We start from the raw sequence: 15,419 nt of genomic DNA on the forward strand, positions 1-15,419 counted from the left end.
GACAAATGCAAGAAATCATTTCTGATTTGGAGGATGAAAGGACATGGAGCTCTCGAAAAAGCAGACGGCGACGCAGTCGCAAAAACTCATGGTCTTCGTATTGACCATGGCGCTGTATGGATTGGCAACCCTGTTTACCGAACTGATTCCCAGCTTTCAGGCCGGTATCGTGGAATTTTCGGTGGAATACTTCCTGTTTATCCCGCTGACGCTGGCCATGCTGTTTGACCCGCTTTCAGCGGCGCTGGGCGCGGCTACCGGCGAGCTGGTATTCAGCGAGATCATGCTGGGCCAGTTCGGCGGCTTGGGCGAGCTGGAAAAATTCCTGACGGTAACCATTGGTGTGTATGTTGCCGGACGGATGGTGAAGAACCCGAAGAACTATAAAATGGTCGGCATCGCGGCCATTACCGGGACGGGGCTTCAGCTGCTGATGGGAACCGTCGTAGATATTTTGAAGGTACAGTTTGCCGTAGAGGATTTTGAAGCAGTAGCCGGCCTGCCGGAGAGCGTGTTTGCCACCGAAGGCTTTGCGTTCCTCAACGACCTGCTGTTTTCCGGTATCCTGTTCTGCCTGCTGCCTACCCTGTTTCTGGTGCCGAAGCTGTACGGCAAGATCGAGCCGCTGCTGGGAATGCGCCCGCGGGATGAAAAGACCTGGCTGGGCGGGATCAACGCCAAAGTTGTCATCGGCTGTATCGTTGCCTTTGCCGCAGCGGCAGGTGCCGAGCTTTTGGCTACCAGCGGCACCCCGCTGATCGAATGGGAAGCCGAGTGGGCGGAAAGCGGGACAGCGCTGGCCATCGGTCTTGTAGTTGCCGCCGTAATCGCTGTTGCTGCGATCGTTGCGCTAAAAGTCAAGGCCGGAAAGAAACAGGCGGAGGAACAATGAACATCATCGAGATAGAGAATTTGACCTATTCCTATCCCGCCGCAAAAAGTCCGATTCTGAAGAACATATCGCTTACGGTTGAAGAAGGGGACTTCCTGGCGGTCGTTGGGAACAACGGCTGCGGGAAGTCCACTTTTTGTAAAACCTTAAACGGGCTTATTCCCCACTTTATCGACGGAGATTTTGAAGGGACCGTCAAGGTGGGAGGGATCAACACCCTGGAATCGGATGTGGGGACGCTGGCCTGCAAGGCGGGATATGTCTATCAGGATTTTGAAAATCAGATCGTCCGACCTACCGTGCTGGATGACGCCTCCTATGCCTGCTTGAACTACGCCATGCCGGATTATATCGAAAGAGGACGGCAGGCTCTCTCCCTTTGCGGGCTGGAGGGACGGGAAGACGACTATATCTGGCAGCTTTCCGGGGGGCAGACCCATCTGCTGGCGCTGGCGGGCGCTGTTTCCCTGCGGCCGGATATCCTGATTCTGGACGAGCCGATCGCCCAGCTGGATCCCAGCCATGCGGATAAAATCTACGGCGTACTGAAGGAGCTGAACGAAAAGCATGGCAAGACGATCATCGTCATCGAGCACCATACGGAATATATCGCCGATTACTGCAAGCATGTGATGCTGATGCGGGACGGCGGCGTTGCGTGGAAGCTTCCCACGGGCGAGGCGCTGCGCCGGGTGGAGGAGTTGCAGGCATGCAATATCTTCCCGCCCCAGGTGACCATTGCCGCTCACCGGATGAATCAGGAAGGCAGGCTGCCGGAGGGACAGCTCCTGCCCACCACCGTAGAAGAAGGGAAAAACGCTTTTCGGAACTTACAGTATCATCCCCGTGCCTCTGCGGAACAGAAAGCGGCAGAAGCCGGTGAGCCGAATGTGCAGTTTCGGGACGTGTCCATCGCTTACCGCAGCGTCAAAGGGGATGACCGGTTGGTGTTTGACGGCCTGGATCTGGAGATCCGCCGCGGAGAAAAGATCGCCCTGATCGGTTCCAACGGCGCGGGGAAATCCACCTTAATGAAACTGATGGTGGGCCTTCTCAAGCCGGGGACGGGCGATATCCTCCTGAACGGCGAAAGCACCCGGAAGAAAAAGACGGAACAGCTGTCTCGAAGCATTTCCCTTGTTTATCAGAATCCGGAAGAGATGTTTATCAAGGATTCCATCCGTGCCGATATCGCCTATGCCATGCAGGTACGGGATGTTGAAAACTGGCAGGCGCGCACCGACGAACTGCTGGCCCGCTTCCGGCTGACGGAATTGCAGGACCGGGACGGCCGGCTTCTCTCCGGCGGCCAGATGCGACGGGCAAGTCTCGCCATCGGCGTTGCCCTGAACCCCGGCATTTTGCTGCTGGACGAGCCGACCGCCAATCTGGATATCGCCACCCGCAAGGAGATCATGCGGACGCTGACGGATATGAAGGATATCACCGAAACGGTGATGATCGCCACCCACGATATGCAGCTGGTCTGTGAATGGGCGCAGCGGATCGTGGTGCTCTGCCGGGGCCGGGTGGTAGCGGACGGTTCGCGGGACGAGATCTTTGGAAATCAGGAAATCCTGAACACCGTAGGGATCCGGCCGCCGGAGATTTTTTCCATGGGGCAGGCTCTGGACGGCAGGGCTCTCTGCTATACGGTGGAGGAATTCCTGCATGGCTTTGAGGAGGCGTGAGGATGGCAACGAAGATGAAAAAGAAGCTCTCCGAAAATATCCTGGATAAATTCTCCATTGACTTTCTGCGCAATCAGGTGCTCAAAAACGCCTACGGCAACGATGACACAGTGATCGCCAGACTGGATCCGCGGATTCTGCTGGTGTGGTATTTGTTCTTCGGATTGGTTCCCTGGTTTGTGAATAACCTATGGTTTTTGATGGCCTGCTTTTTGCTGGTGCTCGTTACCACCGTACTGGCCCGTGTGGCGGGCCTGGTGCTGCTGCTGTTCGCGGTCGGCGTCTTTACCCAGACGGGATATCTGCTGGTGGTGTCCTTCCTTTTCGGTGGGGACGATTCTACGGTCGTCCCGCTGCTGATCCTCACCCTGAAGGTCGCCACCTGCTCTCTGGCCTCCGTCACGGTGTTTTCCGGACTGGACCCGGACCGGCTGTCCAACGGGCTGATGTGGTACGGCTGCCCGGAACGGCTCTCCTTTTCCATCTCCTACGCCTATCGGATCCTGCCCATGCTGATGGAGGAGTTCCAGAACATCCTGCTCTCCTTCCGGATGCGGGGGAATCCGCCGGCGCACGAAAGGTTCTGGGGAAAAGTCAAGTACCTGTTTTATCAGGTCAAAGTGGTCATGCACGCCTTTTACCCGCTGATGCTCAACACCGCCAAGCGCTCCCGGACAACGGTGGAGGCGCTGGAAATCAAAGGCTACCGTTATGCGGCGGTCAACAAGGCGGTGAAAAAGATGAAGCTTGCTACTTTGAAGGTCACCTATAACGACCTGCTGTTCCTGGCGATCTCTTTCCTCTGGATCGCGGTTTCCATTCTGTTATCCACATTATTTTAGAAAAGAGGCTGCACTTTGAAACTGGATTTTCATACTCACGGGAAACTGGCCAAACGGCTTCCGTTTTCCACCCAATATACCGACTGGCTGTTCGGCGAAGCAAAGGCGGCCGGGCTGGACGCCCTGTGCCTGACCGAGCATTTCAATACGCTGCAATTCGATGAGCTGTACGGCTATCTTTTGCATCAAAGCAAACGGGAAGGAGACGCCCTTCTGCTGGAAAACGGGCTGCGGATATTCCCAGGCATGGAGACGGATATTGCCGAGGGTGGGCATATCCTGTCGCTGGGAACTGTAGAAACGATTCTGGAACTCAATCAGCGGTTGGCTCCGCACAAGCAGCCGGGGCATTTTCTCCCCTTTGAAAAGCTGCTGGACCTCTTCAGGGAATACGATGTTCTGGTAGGCGCCGCCCACCCTTACCGGGCAGGCGGACATATTCCGGAGCTGCCCCGGGAACAGCTGGAACGGCTGGATTTCCTGGACTTAAACGGCAAGGATGTGGCGGAGGACCGGGAACGCGCCGAACGGCTCACCCGTTCTCTGGGAGAACGGCTCCACAAACCGGTAGTCAGCGGGAGCGACACCCATCAGGCGGTGCAATACGGTTGTATCTGGACAGAATTTGCAGAGAAACCCGCCACACTGGACGAACTGCGCCGTCAAATGTCGTCAGGAGCCTATCAGATTATGGTTTCGGAGCAGGCCGCGTTTCAGGTGAAAACCGCCGGCATCCTGAAGCGGGCGCTGAAGGAGATTCACGCTTTAGGCGGGGACTATGTCGGCGTTCTGCTGGGCGGTGGAAAAGAACAGGATTCCTGTTCTTTTTCAGACAGGCTCGCCGTAGCCTACCAAACGGTGGTGATCGACTATTCGCCAAAAGCCGGAGAAATGGCGGACAGGATCCAGCTGACTGCCAACGAAATGTCCCGGAAGGGTTTTGAACTGGTATCTGCAACAACCACCGGCTCAGCGAAGGGTATCCTGGTTTTCCGGGGAAAAGGTATGTAATGGACCTTTTTCTTGAACAGAGCATGGCTTCTTGATATACTTGTTATAGGATAGAGGTGAGCGCTTTATGAGACGAATTGCACTGTTATTTTCTGTTTTGTGCCTGCTGCTGGCCGGCTGCGGCAGAACAACCGGCCAGATACCATCCGATCCCCCGCAAGGATCTTCTGCGGCAGATCAGGCTCCGCAGGAGACAGCTTCCGGTACCGCGCAGCCCGAAATCCTTCCGGATGATGAGATTCCGGACAGTTCAAAACCATCCGGCAGCAGCCAGCCGGCAGATGCTGAAATCGATCAGGATGCCGCGCTTGCCCTGGCGATGGAAAATGCCGGCGTTCCGGAAAAAGACGCTTATAACGTGAAAGTGGAACGGGATCGGGAAAACGATATCCCGATTTTCCAGGTGGAATTTGAAACCCAATATGGAGATTATGATTTTGAAATCGCAATAGCAGACGGGACGATCATCGGTGCCGATTACGAGGTGGATGAAGAGTGGCTGGACAGGCTGGGCGGAAGCCCTGTTACGCTGGAGGAAGCTAAACAGGTCGTCCAGAGCAAGGTGCCCGGCTCCAGCGCGGAAAACGTCCGAATGCGGGAAGAAAGCGGCGACGGTCGGGGCCGCTTTGAGGGGGAGTTGTTCCACGACGGCGTCAAATATGAGTTTGAGATCGATCCGAAGACCGGGATTATTTTTGACTGGAATGCGGATCTGCGGGAATAACAGCTCCACACAGAGCTGGTTTGAGCAAAGAAAGGCCACAGGAGGAGTCGCAGCTGATGACTTTACAGTTTCCCCGGATGCCGGAGCAGATCACCAAAGCTGAATCCCGGATTCTGGACTATATTTCCAATAACCCGGAAGAATTTTTGCTTTCCTCCATCGGGGAAGTGGGAGAAAAGCTTGATGTTTCGGGTACGACGATTTCCCGCTTTGTGCGCCGTCTGGGCTGCGGGGATTATAAGGAACTCAAGCGGCTGGTGGCAGATCAGAACATTTCGGAAGGTCCGGCTGCCAAACTGATGCAGACATTGCATTCTGAAGAAGCATTTACCGTGAACAATTGGTTCCTGCGTCAGCAGATGTACCTGCAGAAAACGCTGGAGGGATTGGAACAGGAGGAATTTCAGAAGGCAGTTTCGGCGCTTTGCTCTGCACATCGGGTATTTATCCATGCGAAAAGCGCGTCGTCCTCATTGGGGCAGCTTCTGATGTTTCGCCTGCGGCGGCTTGGGATTCAGTCCGTTCTGCTGCCATCAGGGGGCTCGGAGGTGCTGGAAGGGCTCTCACAGGCAAAGGCCGGCGATCTGGTGATTATGTTCAGCTTTTCCAAGCTCTCGCAGGAGGGAAAGATGATCCTGGGATACCGGAAAGAAGCCGGTTACCAGACGCTTACGTTTATCTCCCGTGCATTTGTCCCGGAAGAAGAACGGGCAGATATCCAGCTGTTCGCCTATCGGGGAGAGGCAAAAGAGTATCACTCGATGACGGCGCCTGCGGCGTTGGTGGACGCACTGGTAGTGGCGGTATCCGAACAGATGGGAGAGGCCTCCGTAGAAAACCTCTCCCATCTGTACCATATGAAAAAAACTTATGCGCCAAACCGGTAAAATTCCAACGCGCCTCCGGAGGGCAATCCTTGCCTGTTATTTTACAGCTTTTATCTGAAATCGCGGCAATCGTTAACCCGACTGCCGCGATTTTATTTTGCGCCGATTGGCGCCTATTCCGTATAAAATGACGGACTCCATGCAATCACCTTACCCTTTATGACGAGAACAATCGTCCTGTTTTAAAAGTGCGAACAGGAACCGGCCGCAAGACAGAGAGGATAGAATCATAAACAGATCGGCAATCGGAACAAACAGGAAGGATGGAAGCAGCACACGGGTGTAGCGGCTCTTTACGGTTTTGCGCTTATGAACAGCCGCAGACAACCGGGCCAGGCAAAACAATACGCCGGAATTGAAAAACAGCCAGCTTCCCGCCTGAATGGCGAGGGTATAAAGCATGTCCGGCGGTACGCTTCCTGCCGTAAGAAACGAAACGGCGATCTGTACGATAGATAGCGCGATCAAAACAGGATAGACGATTCCCAGCACCCGCAGCATGACGCCTCCGCCAATCCCGATCCCGCCGCTCCAGATAGCGCCGGAATGCAGGCACCAGGATTCCAGTATCCGCAGTGCGGTACGGTTTTGCTGTCCCTCTATAAAGCCGTTGTTGGCAATGGCGTACAGGCGGAACCGAAGAGAACGGGCTTTACAATATTCTTCTGCCAGCGATAGGAACTCTGCTAAATGAGAGGGCAATCCATCTACATAAAGCGGGAAAGAGATACATACGGCGTCCGCGCTGCCCAACTGGGAAAGCGCATGGTCAAAGTCTTTCCGGCTCCGCAGAGGAACCGTTTTTTGACAAGGCCGGGAAGAAACAGCCGGAGGATACCGGAGAAAAATTGAGAAGCGCCGCCTCTCTTTTTGGGGCTTGCATTGAGGATCAGCAGCTTCATGATATCGCTCCCCTGATCTGTGCAGGATTTTGGAAAAACAGCGTTTCCGCTGTTTTGTATCCAAGGTTGAGCCGGTTGCGCTCGGCAAGCTCTGCGGCAGTCTGCCGTTCCGATTCCGTACAATCCCCGTAAAAGAGAATGCGCAGCAGTTTTCGCTGCGGGTAGCGCCCCATATGATGGGTTTGGCCGCCCCGCCAGGTAAAGAAGGGGAGGGATACCCCAATAGCGCGGTCCAAAACAGCCTTGACGCCGGGGCTGTAGCCGCCGTAACACAAGCGGCTGATAATGATCAGCGGGTCGCTTTGCCCGATCAAAGCGCCCGCATGTTTCAAGGAGTCGTCCATCACACAGAATCCGGTATTTTTCAGCCAGCATGCAAAGCAGCCACGGCACGGAGCATAATGGCCGTCCGCATTGAGAACAACAACATTTTCATCCGGAAGTTCAAAAGCAGAGAATGTTTCTTTATAAAAATCATGAATGATCGTTTTCAAAACGCAATCCTTTCTTTTGTGACATTATCCCGGACAGGAAAGAGCGCCCGCTTGACATTCAAGACCCGCTTTTCTCAGGGACAACCTTCGTAGCAATATCCGTTACGATACCGAAAAAGTCCTCCCTGCCCGGCACAACGCTGATGTCGATATATTTGCCAGGAACCATATGCTTAAGCATCTTGTCGTTTAAGTAAAGGGTGCGGTTCATGACCGTGTCTCCCGCCGTATTGTCCGTGATCCGAACTGTCACTTTTGCTTCCCAGTCCCCGGCTTCCGCTTTCCCGGTCAGCCGCAGGTTTTCCAGCAGTGCTTTTTTGACCACGCTGTTTCTGTTAAGCTCCATGCGCTGTTCATAGGTCAGCTCGCCCGGATGTTTTCGGCACTGGTAGCGGGCGATGCGCTCATTCAGCACATCGGCATCCGGATTATCATCCCCGATGGCATGGGAGCGGTCTGCCGGGTCATACCGGATGGAGAGCGGAGCTCCGACGGCGCACATGGAAAGCTGCGCCCGGGGGACGATCTCCGTCACGGTGGTCTCAAAAAATGCTCCGTCCTTAGCCAACGCGTCCACCACGAAGCGGATCTCGGGATTATCATTGACGCTTCGTCCCGTATGCTTTGCAGAACGGATAAAACCCAAGGTCTTCACTGTGCGGGCATCCCTCCAGCGCTGCTCCTTCTTCCTTTTCCGCCTTTCGGATCTGGCCGGGAGCACAAATCCCAGCAGGATACACAGTGCGGTAATCACCCCATACGACAGCAAGGTACCCCGAGTCGGATTTTCAAACATCCAGTTGAAAAATTGGATCAATAGGTTTTCCACGAAACGCCAGCCCCTTTCTCCGTATCAAACGGATGCCGTATCCCTCTTAACTGATACCGGACACCACGGAGGTATCCAGTACGATAGCAAAGAGGTCTTCCTTGCCCGGGATGATGCGCACGTCCACATACCGCCCGGGAATCAGGTATTCCAAAGCCGTATTGGGTACATACAGCGTTCGCTCAAATGTGTGGCCGCTCTGCTCCTCGCCAGCAAGCTGGATGGCCGCTTCTGCCTCATAGTCCCCGGCTTCTTCTTTCCCTGTCAGCCGGAAGCTTTTCAGCAACGCCTTTTTCATCACGCCGTTTTTTAACAGTTCCATCCGCTGTTCATAGGAAAGATCGCCCGGGTGCTTCCGGCACTGATAGCGGGCGGCGCGTTCCTGCGCCAGCGACTCGTCCGGATGATCGTCCCACACTGCCTGCGTCCTGTTGTCCGGGTTATAGCGGATGGGGATCGCCCTGCCGGGAACCATACCGGCCATCGCCGTCATGGGGATGATTTTCCGCACGCTGGTCTGGAACACCGTTCCGTCCTCCGCCAGGGCGTCCAGTTCAAAAAGCAGCTGCGGGTTTTCGTTGACATACATGCCGGTCTGCTGGGTGGAGCGGATAAATCCTACGGTCTGCACGGTACAGGGATTTTTGCTGACATGCCCTTTCGTCAGCCTGCGGATCACGGACAGAATCGGGAGCGCAAACGCCAGGATGAAGATCACTGGAATCATCCAGTTCAAATTTGACAGCAGCCAGTCAAAGAAAGCCCCCATAAAAAACGCCTCCTCAATTAGATACAACAATTCAGTGTAATTATATCGTGACTCGTGTTTGACATCTATCATGAGTAGGTTAAGCCTGCGTAAAATTATGGAATATGAAAGCGAAAACATGCGGGAATGAGGAAGCGCCGCCTGCTTCCGTCGTTCGATTTACATCGATTTTACACAAATTTAACCCGTTCATGGTCGCGTCTTAATACTGGTAGAGGTATCATTACATAATGGGGTTTTATACATACAAGTTTTTGGCTTCGACCCCGGTTTTTTCAAAATGGGGACGTATTCTATATATAGGAGGGGATCTGCCGCATGAACGATGCACATAAAATCGTAGAACAGGTCTATGCGGCCAAAGAAAATGTCCGGGCGGCGGATGACCTGATCCGCTCATACCTGCCCTTTATCAAGGCGGAAACGGCGAAGTTCTTAAAGCGTCCTCCCATAGAGGGGCAGGACGATGAGCTGAGCATCGCCATGATGGCCTTTCACGAGGCAATCGGCGGGTATTCCCGCACCAGGGGTTCCTTCCTGAAATATGCGGCCATGCTGATCCGAAGCCGCCTGGTTGATTACAGCCGCAGGGAACAGCGCCACAGCCGCGTCATATCGTTGGATGCACCGATAGGAGAAGAAGACGCAACTCTGGGAGAGACTCTGGCGGACGACAGGGAGCCCCACGAAGAGACGGCGTTGCGGGACGCGACCCGCGCAGAGATCGAGGAGCTGACGCGGCAGATGCAGGAATTCGGCGTCAGCCTCAGCGATGTGGCGGACAACTGCCCCAAACAGCAGCGGACGCTGGACGCCTGCCGGAGAGCATTGGAATACGCAAAGGGGAACCCGGAGCTGTTGGAGGACCTTTTAAAGACAAAACGCCTGCCCATCGGGCAGCTGGCAACGGGGAGCGGTGTGGAGCGCAAGACGCTGGAGCGGCACCGCAAGTATATGGTAGCCCTGCTTCTGATTTATACCAACGGGTATGAAATCATACGCGGGCATTTGAAACAGGTGATGAAAGGAGTGGCAGTGCGATGAGCTATCTGGTTATGGAATGCCACCCCGGCTATGCGGTTCTTCTGGATGAAGAGGGGCGCTTCTTGAAAGCGGCCAATCTGCGATACGAAACCGGGCAGACGGTGTATGATCCGGTGCTGATGAAGGAGACACCGGAAAGGCAGCGGCATACCGTCCGGTGGATCGGCAGCGGCATTGCGGCGATTGCAGCCTGTTTCCTTCTGTTCTTTGGCATCGGCTATTACCAGAATTATCTACAGCCCTATTCCTCCATATATCTGACCATCAACCCGGAGGTACAGATGGATCTGAACCGGCAGGGCACGGTTGTAGGGCTGACGGGGACGAATGAAGACGGGAAAACGTTGCTGGAGGGCTATGACAGAAAAGGAAAAGACAAGGTAACGGTTGCCGATGAGCTGATCGACCGCGCCATTGAAATGGGCTTCCTGTCGGAAGGCGGCCGGGTTTCCTTCTCTATTGATTCCCCGGACGAAGCCCTGTTCCGGGAGTATGGGACGGAGCTGCGCACCAAAGTAACGGAGCATTTGGACGGGCGGATTACCATTACAATAGAAATTACGAACCATCAAGACGGACAGGGTCAGGAAAGCCCGGAAAACAGTTCATCTTCGACTCCCTCTCGGCCGAGCACTTCTCAGCCGGAGTCCACATCGCCTTCCTCGTCTGAGCCGTCTCACCCCGTGGTTGTGCCTCCGACCTCTTCCAACGCCACCGATTATGATGATACCGATTACGGCCCGGATAACGACGGCGTCACCGACTATACGCCGCCGGCCAGCAGTTCGCCGGCGTATACGGATACCGACTACGGCCCCGGCAGCGATGGGGTCACGAATTATACGGACGGGGACACCGATTATGATCCGGATAACAAGGATGACGACAACGACGATGACAATAACGACGGCGACAGCGGCTATGACGACGATGACAACGATCCGGACGATGACGACTGAATTTTTCAAAAAAATTTTCCAGTTTACCCCGGTTTTGAAAACCCGTTTCCGTAATCTATGAGTGTAAGGCAAAACAAAAAGCCAAAAACAAGCGGAAACTGAAAGGAGCAAGTCATATGAAATTGAGAAGAAAACTTTTTGCAGCGGTCTCTTCCCTGGCTGTCGCCTCGGCAGTCCTTCTGACCGGATGCGGGGCACCGGCGCAGGAGGGAACGGCACTGAAGGAAACCGGTGTTCTCACCTTGAGCGTCAATCCGGAAATCCAAATCGAATACAACAGGGACGGCAAAGTCACCGCCCTGACCGGCCGGAACGATGATGGCAAGGGCATTGTGGAGGCCTATCCGGATTATATCGGAAAAGACTGCGAGGCCGTCCTGCGGGATCTGATCGTTGAGATCAATGAGGCGGGTTACTTTGTGGATGACATTGACGGCAACAAAAAGAACATCGTCCTGCAGCTGGAGCCGGGCTCGGTACTTCCCAGCGACGATTTTCTGGCGGATATGAGCGCCAGCACGCAGGAAGCGGTCAAGGGATTGGAGATTTCCTCCGGCATCGTGACCATTGACGACGATGACTATGATCCCGCCTATGCCAAAGACGGCAAGCCGTCCCCCTACATCACGCTGGAAAAGGCGCAGGAAATTGCGCTTGCCCAGGCGAATGTCAATGCAGCGGACGCGGTATTTGACGATAAGGAATTCGACCACGATGACGGAACCCCGATTTTTGAGCTGGAGTTCATGGCGAACGGGAACGAGTACGAGTATGACATCCACGCGATCACCGGCAAGGTTGTCAAGGCGGAACATAAGACTGCCGGCACGCAGGGCGGAACCCCGGCCACCGGCAGCGGTTCCACCAATTACAACGATACCGACTACGGCCCGAATAATGACGGCGTGACCGATTACAATGACACCGACTACGGTCCCAACAACGATGGCGTCACCGACTACAACGACACGGACTACGGTCCCAACAACGACGGCGTGACCGACTACAATGATACCGACTACGGTCCGAACAACGACGGCGTGACCGACTACAATGATACCGACTACGGTCCCAACAACGACGGCGTCACCGATTACAATGATACGGACTATGGCCCGAATAATGACGGTGTCACTGATTACAACGATACCAACTATGATGATCACGGCAATACCAATTACGGCGATACCAATTACGACGACGGCGGCAGCGATTACGACCGGGAAGCCGACGATGATTGGGACGATGGGGATTCCGGTTATGACGACTAAGCCGGAAAACGAGCTCCCCTTGCGGCATGAGCTGAAGCACCGGATCAACCTGCGGGAAGATCTGGTGCTTTCCCAAAGGCTCAAAAAGCTGTTTGCCCACGATAAAAACGCCGGGCCGGGGGGTACATACCGGGTCACCAGCCTGTACTTTGACACACCCTATGACAGCGCCCTGCGGGAGAAAATCGACGGGGTCAACCGGCGGGAAAAATTCCGGCTGCGGTATTACGGGACGGACACCTCTTTTATCAGGCTGGAAAAGAAGTACAAAATAAGCGGCCTGTGCGGCAAGCGCAGCGCCCGGATGACGCAGGAACAGGTAAAGGAACTGCTTTCGGGCAGCTCCGAATTCCTGCTGGATTCGGATGAACCGCTCTTCATCGAGCTTTACAGCAAAATCAAAGGGAAAGGTTTGTCGCCGAAGACGATTGTCCGTTACGACCGAGAGGCTTTTCTCTATGCGCCCGGCAATGTGCGGATCACGTTAGATCGGGATATCCGCACCGGGCTTGGAAATGTGGACTTCCTGAATCCGGCGATTTTCTACATGCACACAATGGAGCACTGCACGGTACTGGAAGTCAAATACGATGCGTTTTTGCCGGAGCTTGTCCGCATGGCGGTGCAGGTACCCGGAAGGCAGGCTGCGGCCTGCTCCAAATACGCCCTGAGCCGGCGGTTCGATTAAAACCATCTGAGGAGGAAGGGCCTTATGACCTTTCAGGATATTTTCAAATCCAGCTTTCTGGAGAATATCGCCAGCATCTCCATACTGGACATGGTGATTGCCATGGTATTGGCCTTTCTGCTGGGATTGTTTATCTTTTTCATCTATAAAAAGAGCTACAGCGGCGTAATGTATTCGGCCAGCTTCGGCGTGACGCTGATTGCTCTGTCGCTTATTACCACCCTGCTGATTATGACGGTGGTGAGCAACATCGTGCTGTCTCTGGGCATGGTGGGCGCTCTGTCCATCGTCCGGTTCCGCACCGCTATCAAGGAACCGATGGATATCGCTTTCCTGTTCTGGGCCATTGCGGTAGGCATCGTGCTGGCCGCCGGCCTGATTCCGCTGGCGGTATTCGGCAGCATCTTCATCGGGGTGGTGCTGGTTGCTTTCTCCAAAAAGAAGACGGCGGATTCCCCCTATATCCTGGTGGTGCACTGTGAAAACAGCGGGATTGAGGAACAGGCACGGATTTTTGTGAAGTCCCAGGTCAGGCGGCTGAATCTCAAAAGCAAGAGCGTGGACAACGGCTGTGTGGAACTGAATTACGAAGTCCGCCTGAAAGAGGACAGCAGCGCCTTTGTCAATGAGCTGGAGGCTATGCCCGGTGTGTCCCGGGTAGTGCTGATCTCCTACAACGGCGACTATATGGGATAAGGCGATGGTGAAGCATAAGTATATCGATCGGATCTGTGTCGGCGCGGCGGTTTTGGCTGCCCTTCTCACCATACTTCTGATGTTCGGCGAACAGCTGGGGATCCCTAAGGCCAGCGAAAACCCGGGATATGTGACCCGGTTGTTTGACGACAGCCAGGTGCATACCATTGATATTCAAATTGCGGACTGGGGTGCTTTTATCGAGGACGCCGAAGGCGAAGAATATGTGGCCTGCACCGTCGAAATCGACGGAGAAGCGTTTCATAATATCGGGCTGCGGGCCAAGGGAAACAATTCCCTGCGGCTGACGAAAGAATACGGTTTGTCCCGTTACAGCCTCAAGCTGGAGTTCGATCAGTTCCAGGACGGCGGGAATTATTACGGGCTGGATAAATTTTCCCTGGACGCTTCTTTTCAGGACAACAGTTACCTGAAAACCTATATGGTCTACGACATGATGGCGTTCATGGGGGTGCCTGCGCCCCTTTGCAGCTATGTCTGGGTGACGGTCAATGGGGAGGACTGGGGCTTGTTCCTGGCGGTAGAGGAACCGGAGGAAGCCTTTGCCCGCCGGAATTTCGGGAATGATCACGGGAAGCTGTACAAGCCGGATTACCGTTCCCTGAACGCGGAAAACGCCGACGTGGCGCTGCGATATATCGACGATAACCCGGACAGCTATCCCGGTATCTTTGAAAACGCCAAATTCAAGGGATCGGAAGCCGATCAGAAACGGGTGATCGAGGCGCTGAAAACCCTGTCCACCGGTGAAAACCTGGAAATCGCCGTCAATGTGGACGAGGTGCTGCGGTATTTCACCGTGCAGGTCTTTGTGATGAACTGGGACAGCTATCTGGGCTATACCGGGCACAATTATTTTTTGTATGAGGAGGACGGGATCCTCAGCATCCTTCCATGGGATTATAACCTGGCCTTCGGCACCTATGCTCTGGGAATGACCGACCCTATCAAAGATCCCAACATTCTCATCAACTACCCCATTAACACCCCGGCGGAAGGGGAGGTTATGCTAAGCCGCCCGCTTTACCACAACCTGATGAAGCACGATGAGTACTTTGCCCGCTATCACGCCTATTTCCACAAACTCCTTTCGGAATATTTTGAAAGCGGACAATTTGCAGTCACCCTCCGGCAGACGGAAAAGCTGATTGCCCCTTATGTTCAAAAAGATCCCACCGCCTTTTGCTCCTACGAAGACCACCGGCTGGCGGTGGATACGCTGGAACAGGTTTGTCTGCTGCGGGCCGAGAGTATACGCGGGCAGTTGGACGGTGAAATCCCCGCCACCATCCGTGGTCAGGCGGAAAATCCGGACGCCAAAGTTGACGCTTCCGGGGTTCGGCTGACCGACCTGGGAGATTTCAAGGACTTGGAGGAATCAAAGGATCGGCAGGATGCGGCTTTGAGAGACATAACAGGAAAAAGCACTTAGAACCACGCGATTCTAAGTGCTTTTGTACTTTGCAACAGGAAAGACTCACTTTTCCGGCTCCGATTCTCCGGGTTTTCTAAATACCAGGATGCCTTTGGAAGAGGGCGTGATGGAGCAGGACACAAGTTCAAATCCTTCCTGTTCCATTTTGTTGGCCGTTTCCTCTACTTTGGCGGCCATTTCCTTTGCCTTGGGAGAATATTTGACTACCATCGTTTTGTACATCGAATTCACCTCCTGTTCACCTTTTTCTTTCTTTTCCTGATC

The 15,419-nt window shown here is 54.4% G+C and carries 17 protein-coding genes; 12 read left to right on the top strand and 5 right to left on the bottom strand.

Translation table 11 applies throughout. The annotated features are described in order from the left end of the window. The first annotated feature begins 43 nt into the window (after positions 1-43). The 6 genes from WMO24_RS11465 (at position 44) to WMO24_RS11490 (ending at position 6,047) form a co-directional block, all read left to right on the top strand. Positions 44-892 (top strand): DUF8171 family membrane protein, encoded by an 849-nt coding sequence (locus WMO24_RS11465; RefSeq protein WP_349216576.1) that lies wholly within the window; start codon positions 44-46, stop codon positions 890-892. After that, complete coding sequence (locus tag WMO24_RS11470) at positions 889-2,583, top strand: ABC transporter ATP-binding protein (protein ID WP_349216577.1); 1,695 nt, start codon at positions 889-891, stop codon at positions 2,581-2,583. The genes WMO24_RS11465 and WMO24_RS11470 overlap by 4 nt, the downstream gene beginning before the upstream one ends. A gap of 2 nt (positions 2,584-2,585) precedes the next feature. Then, entirely contained in the window at positions 2,586-3,425 is an 840-nt protein-coding gene (locus WMO24_RS11475) for an energy-coupling factor transporter transmembrane component T family protein (protein WP_349216578.1), read from the top strand. A gap of 15 nt (positions 3,426-3,440) precedes the next feature. Beyond that, a complete protein-coding gene (locus WMO24_RS11480; RefSeq protein ID WP_349216579.1) occupies positions 3,441-4,436 on the top strand; it encodes a PHP domain-containing protein in 996 nt (331 codons plus the stop codon). Positions 4,437-4,503: 67 nt separating this feature from the next. Further along, a complete protein-coding gene (locus WMO24_RS11485) occupies positions 4,504-5,160 on the top strand; it encodes a PepSY domain-containing protein (protein WP_349216580.1) in 657 nt (218 codons plus the stop codon). A 56-nt stretch (positions 5,161-5,216) separates the two neighbouring features. Next, on the top strand, positions 5,217-6,047 hold the full coding sequence (locus WMO24_RS11490) for a MurR/RpiR family transcriptional regulator (protein ID WP_349216581.1): 831 nt from the start codon (positions 5,217-5,219) through the stop codon (positions 6,045-6,047). Between the two features lie 150 nt (positions 6,048-6,197). On the opposite strand, the gene WMO24_RS11495 is transcribed toward WMO24_RS11490, so the two are convergent. From WMO24_RS11495 to WMO24_RS11510, 4 genes are all read right to left on the bottom strand, one after another. Next, positions 6,198-6,800 (bottom strand): hypothetical protein, encoded by a 603-nt coding sequence (locus WMO24_RS11495; protein WP_349216582.1) that lies wholly within the window; start codon positions 6,798-6,800, stop codon positions 6,198-6,200. Between the two features lie 145 nt (positions 6,801-6,945). Then, a complete protein-coding gene (locus tag WMO24_RS11500) occupies positions 6,946-7,443 on the bottom strand; it encodes a flavodoxin family protein (protein ID WP_349216583.1) in 498 nt (165 codons plus the stop codon). 58 nt (positions 7,444-7,501) lie between these two features. Next, complete coding sequence (locus WMO24_RS11505) at positions 7,502-8,098, bottom strand: hypothetical protein (RefSeq protein ID WP_349216584.1); 597 nt, start codon at positions 8,096-8,098, stop codon at positions 7,502-7,504. A gap of 220 nt (positions 8,099-8,318) precedes the next feature. Next, the gene (locus tag WMO24_RS11510; protein ID WP_349216585.1) at positions 8,319-9,041 is read right to left on the bottom strand and encodes a hypothetical protein; all 723 of its coding nucleotides are present in this window, start codon (positions 9,039-9,041) and stop codon (positions 8,319-8,321) included. A gap of 318 nt (positions 9,042-9,359) precedes the next feature. Here WMO24_RS11510 and WMO24_RS11515 point away from each other — a divergent pair, with 318 nt between their 5' ends. The 6 genes from WMO24_RS11515 to WMO24_RS11540 all read left to right on the top strand — a co-directional run bounded on the left by WMO24_RS11515 (position 9,360) and on the right by WMO24_RS11540 (position 15,152). After that, positions 9,360-10,085: a sigma-70 family RNA polymerase sigma factor gene (locus WMO24_RS11515; protein ID WP_349216586.1), complete on the top strand. Its 726-nt coding sequence runs from the start codon at positions 9,360-9,362 to the stop codon at positions 10,083-10,085. Continuing rightward, positions 10,082-11,044 carry an anti-sigma-I factor RsgI family protein gene (locus WMO24_RS11520; protein WP_349216587.1) on the top strand — a complete coding sequence of 321 codons (963 nt, stop codon included), beginning with the start codon at positions 10,082-10,084 and terminating at the stop codon, positions 11,042-11,044. The genes WMO24_RS11515 and WMO24_RS11520 overlap by 4 nt, the downstream gene beginning before the upstream one ends. Positions 11,045-11,160: 116 nt before the next feature. Further along, complete coding sequence (locus WMO24_RS11525; RefSeq protein WP_349216588.1) at positions 11,161-12,315, top strand: PepSY domain-containing protein; 1,155 nt, start codon at positions 11,161-11,163, stop codon at positions 12,313-12,315. Continuing rightward, positions 12,278-13,003, top strand: coding sequence for a polyphosphate polymerase domain-containing protein (locus tag WMO24_RS11530; protein ID WP_349216589.1), 726 nt, complete (start codon positions 12,278-12,280; stop codon positions 13,001-13,003). The genes WMO24_RS11525 and WMO24_RS11530 overlap by 38 nt, the downstream gene beginning before the upstream one ends. A gap of 24 nt (positions 13,004-13,027) precedes the next feature. Beyond that, positions 13,028-13,699, top strand: coding sequence for a DUF4956 domain-containing protein (locus WMO24_RS11535; protein ID WP_349216590.1), 672 nt, complete (start codon positions 13,028-13,030; stop codon positions 13,697-13,699). A 4-nt stretch (positions 13,700-13,703) separates the two neighbouring features. Beyond that, positions 13,704-15,152 (top strand): CotH kinase family protein, encoded by a 1,449-nt coding sequence (locus WMO24_RS11540; RefSeq protein ID WP_349216591.1) that lies wholly within the window; start codon positions 13,704-13,706, stop codon positions 15,150-15,152. 45 nt (positions 15,153-15,197) lie between these two features. Here the strand turns inward: WMO24_RS11540 and WMO24_RS11545 are convergent, their stop codons facing one another. Beyond that, on the bottom strand, positions 15,198-15,377 hold the full coding sequence (locus tag WMO24_RS11545; RefSeq protein ID WP_349216592.1) for a hypothetical protein: 180 nt from the start codon (positions 15,375-15,377) through the stop codon (positions 15,198-15,200). Positions 15,378-15,419: the final 42 nt, after the last annotated feature.

Origin of the sequence: Ruthenibacterium intestinale (genome assembly GCF_040096265.1) — a bacterium.
Classification (GTDB): Bacteria; Bacillota; Clostridia; order Oscillospirales; family Ruminococcaceae; genus Ruthenibacterium; species Ruthenibacterium komagatae.

Bases quoted from the DNA above. Each gene is read 5' to 3' on its own strand.
- WMO24_RS11510 (WP_349216585.1), bottom strand. From the start codon at position 9,041: ATGGGGGCTTTCTTTGACTGGCTGCTGTCAAATTTGAACTGGATGATT.
- WMO24_RS11530 (WP_349216589.1), top strand. From the start codon at position 12,278: ATGATTGGGACGATGGGGATTCCGGTTATGACGACTAAGCCGGAAAAC.
- WMO24_RS11485 (WP_349216580.1), top strand. From the start codon at position 4,504: ATGAGACGAATTGCACTGTTATTTTCTGTTTTGTGCCTGCTGCTGGCC.
- WMO24_RS11520 (WP_349216587.1), top strand. From the start codon at position 10,082: ATGAGCTATCTGGTTATGGAATGCCACCCCGGCTATGCGGTTCTTCTG.
- WMO24_RS11535 (WP_349216590.1), top strand. From the start codon at position 13,028: ATGACCTTTCAGGATATTTTCAAATCCAGCTTTCTGGAGAATATCGCC.
- WMO24_RS11475 (WP_349216578.1), top strand. From the start codon at position 2,586: ATGGCAACGAAGATGAAAAAGAAGCTCTCCGAAAATATCCTGGATAAA.
- WMO24_RS11515 (WP_349216586.1), top strand. From the start codon at position 9,360: ATGAACGATGCACATAAAATCGTAGAACAGGTCTATGCGGCCAAAGAA.
- WMO24_RS11470 (WP_349216577.1), top strand. From the start codon at position 889: ATGAACATCATCGAGATAGAGAATTTGACCTATTCCTATCCCGCCGCA.
- WMO24_RS11525 (WP_349216588.1), top strand. From the start codon at position 11,161: ATGAAATTGAGAAGAAAACTTTTTGCAGCGGTCTCTTCCCTGGCTGTC.
- WMO24_RS11490 (WP_349216581.1), top strand. From the start codon at position 5,217: ATGACTTTACAGTTTCCCCGGATGCCGGAGCAGATCACCAAAGCTGAA.
- WMO24_RS11545 (WP_349216592.1), bottom strand. From the start codon at position 15,377: ATGTACAAAACGATGGTAGTCAAATATTCTCCCAAGGCAAAGGAAATG.
- WMO24_RS11465 (WP_349216576.1), top strand. From the start codon at position 44: ATGGAGCTCTCGAAAAAGCAGACGGCGACGCAGTCGCAAAAACTCATG.
- WMO24_RS11540 (WP_349216591.1), top strand. From the start codon at position 13,704: ATGGTGAAGCATAAGTATATCGATCGGATCTGTGTCGGCGCGGCGGTT.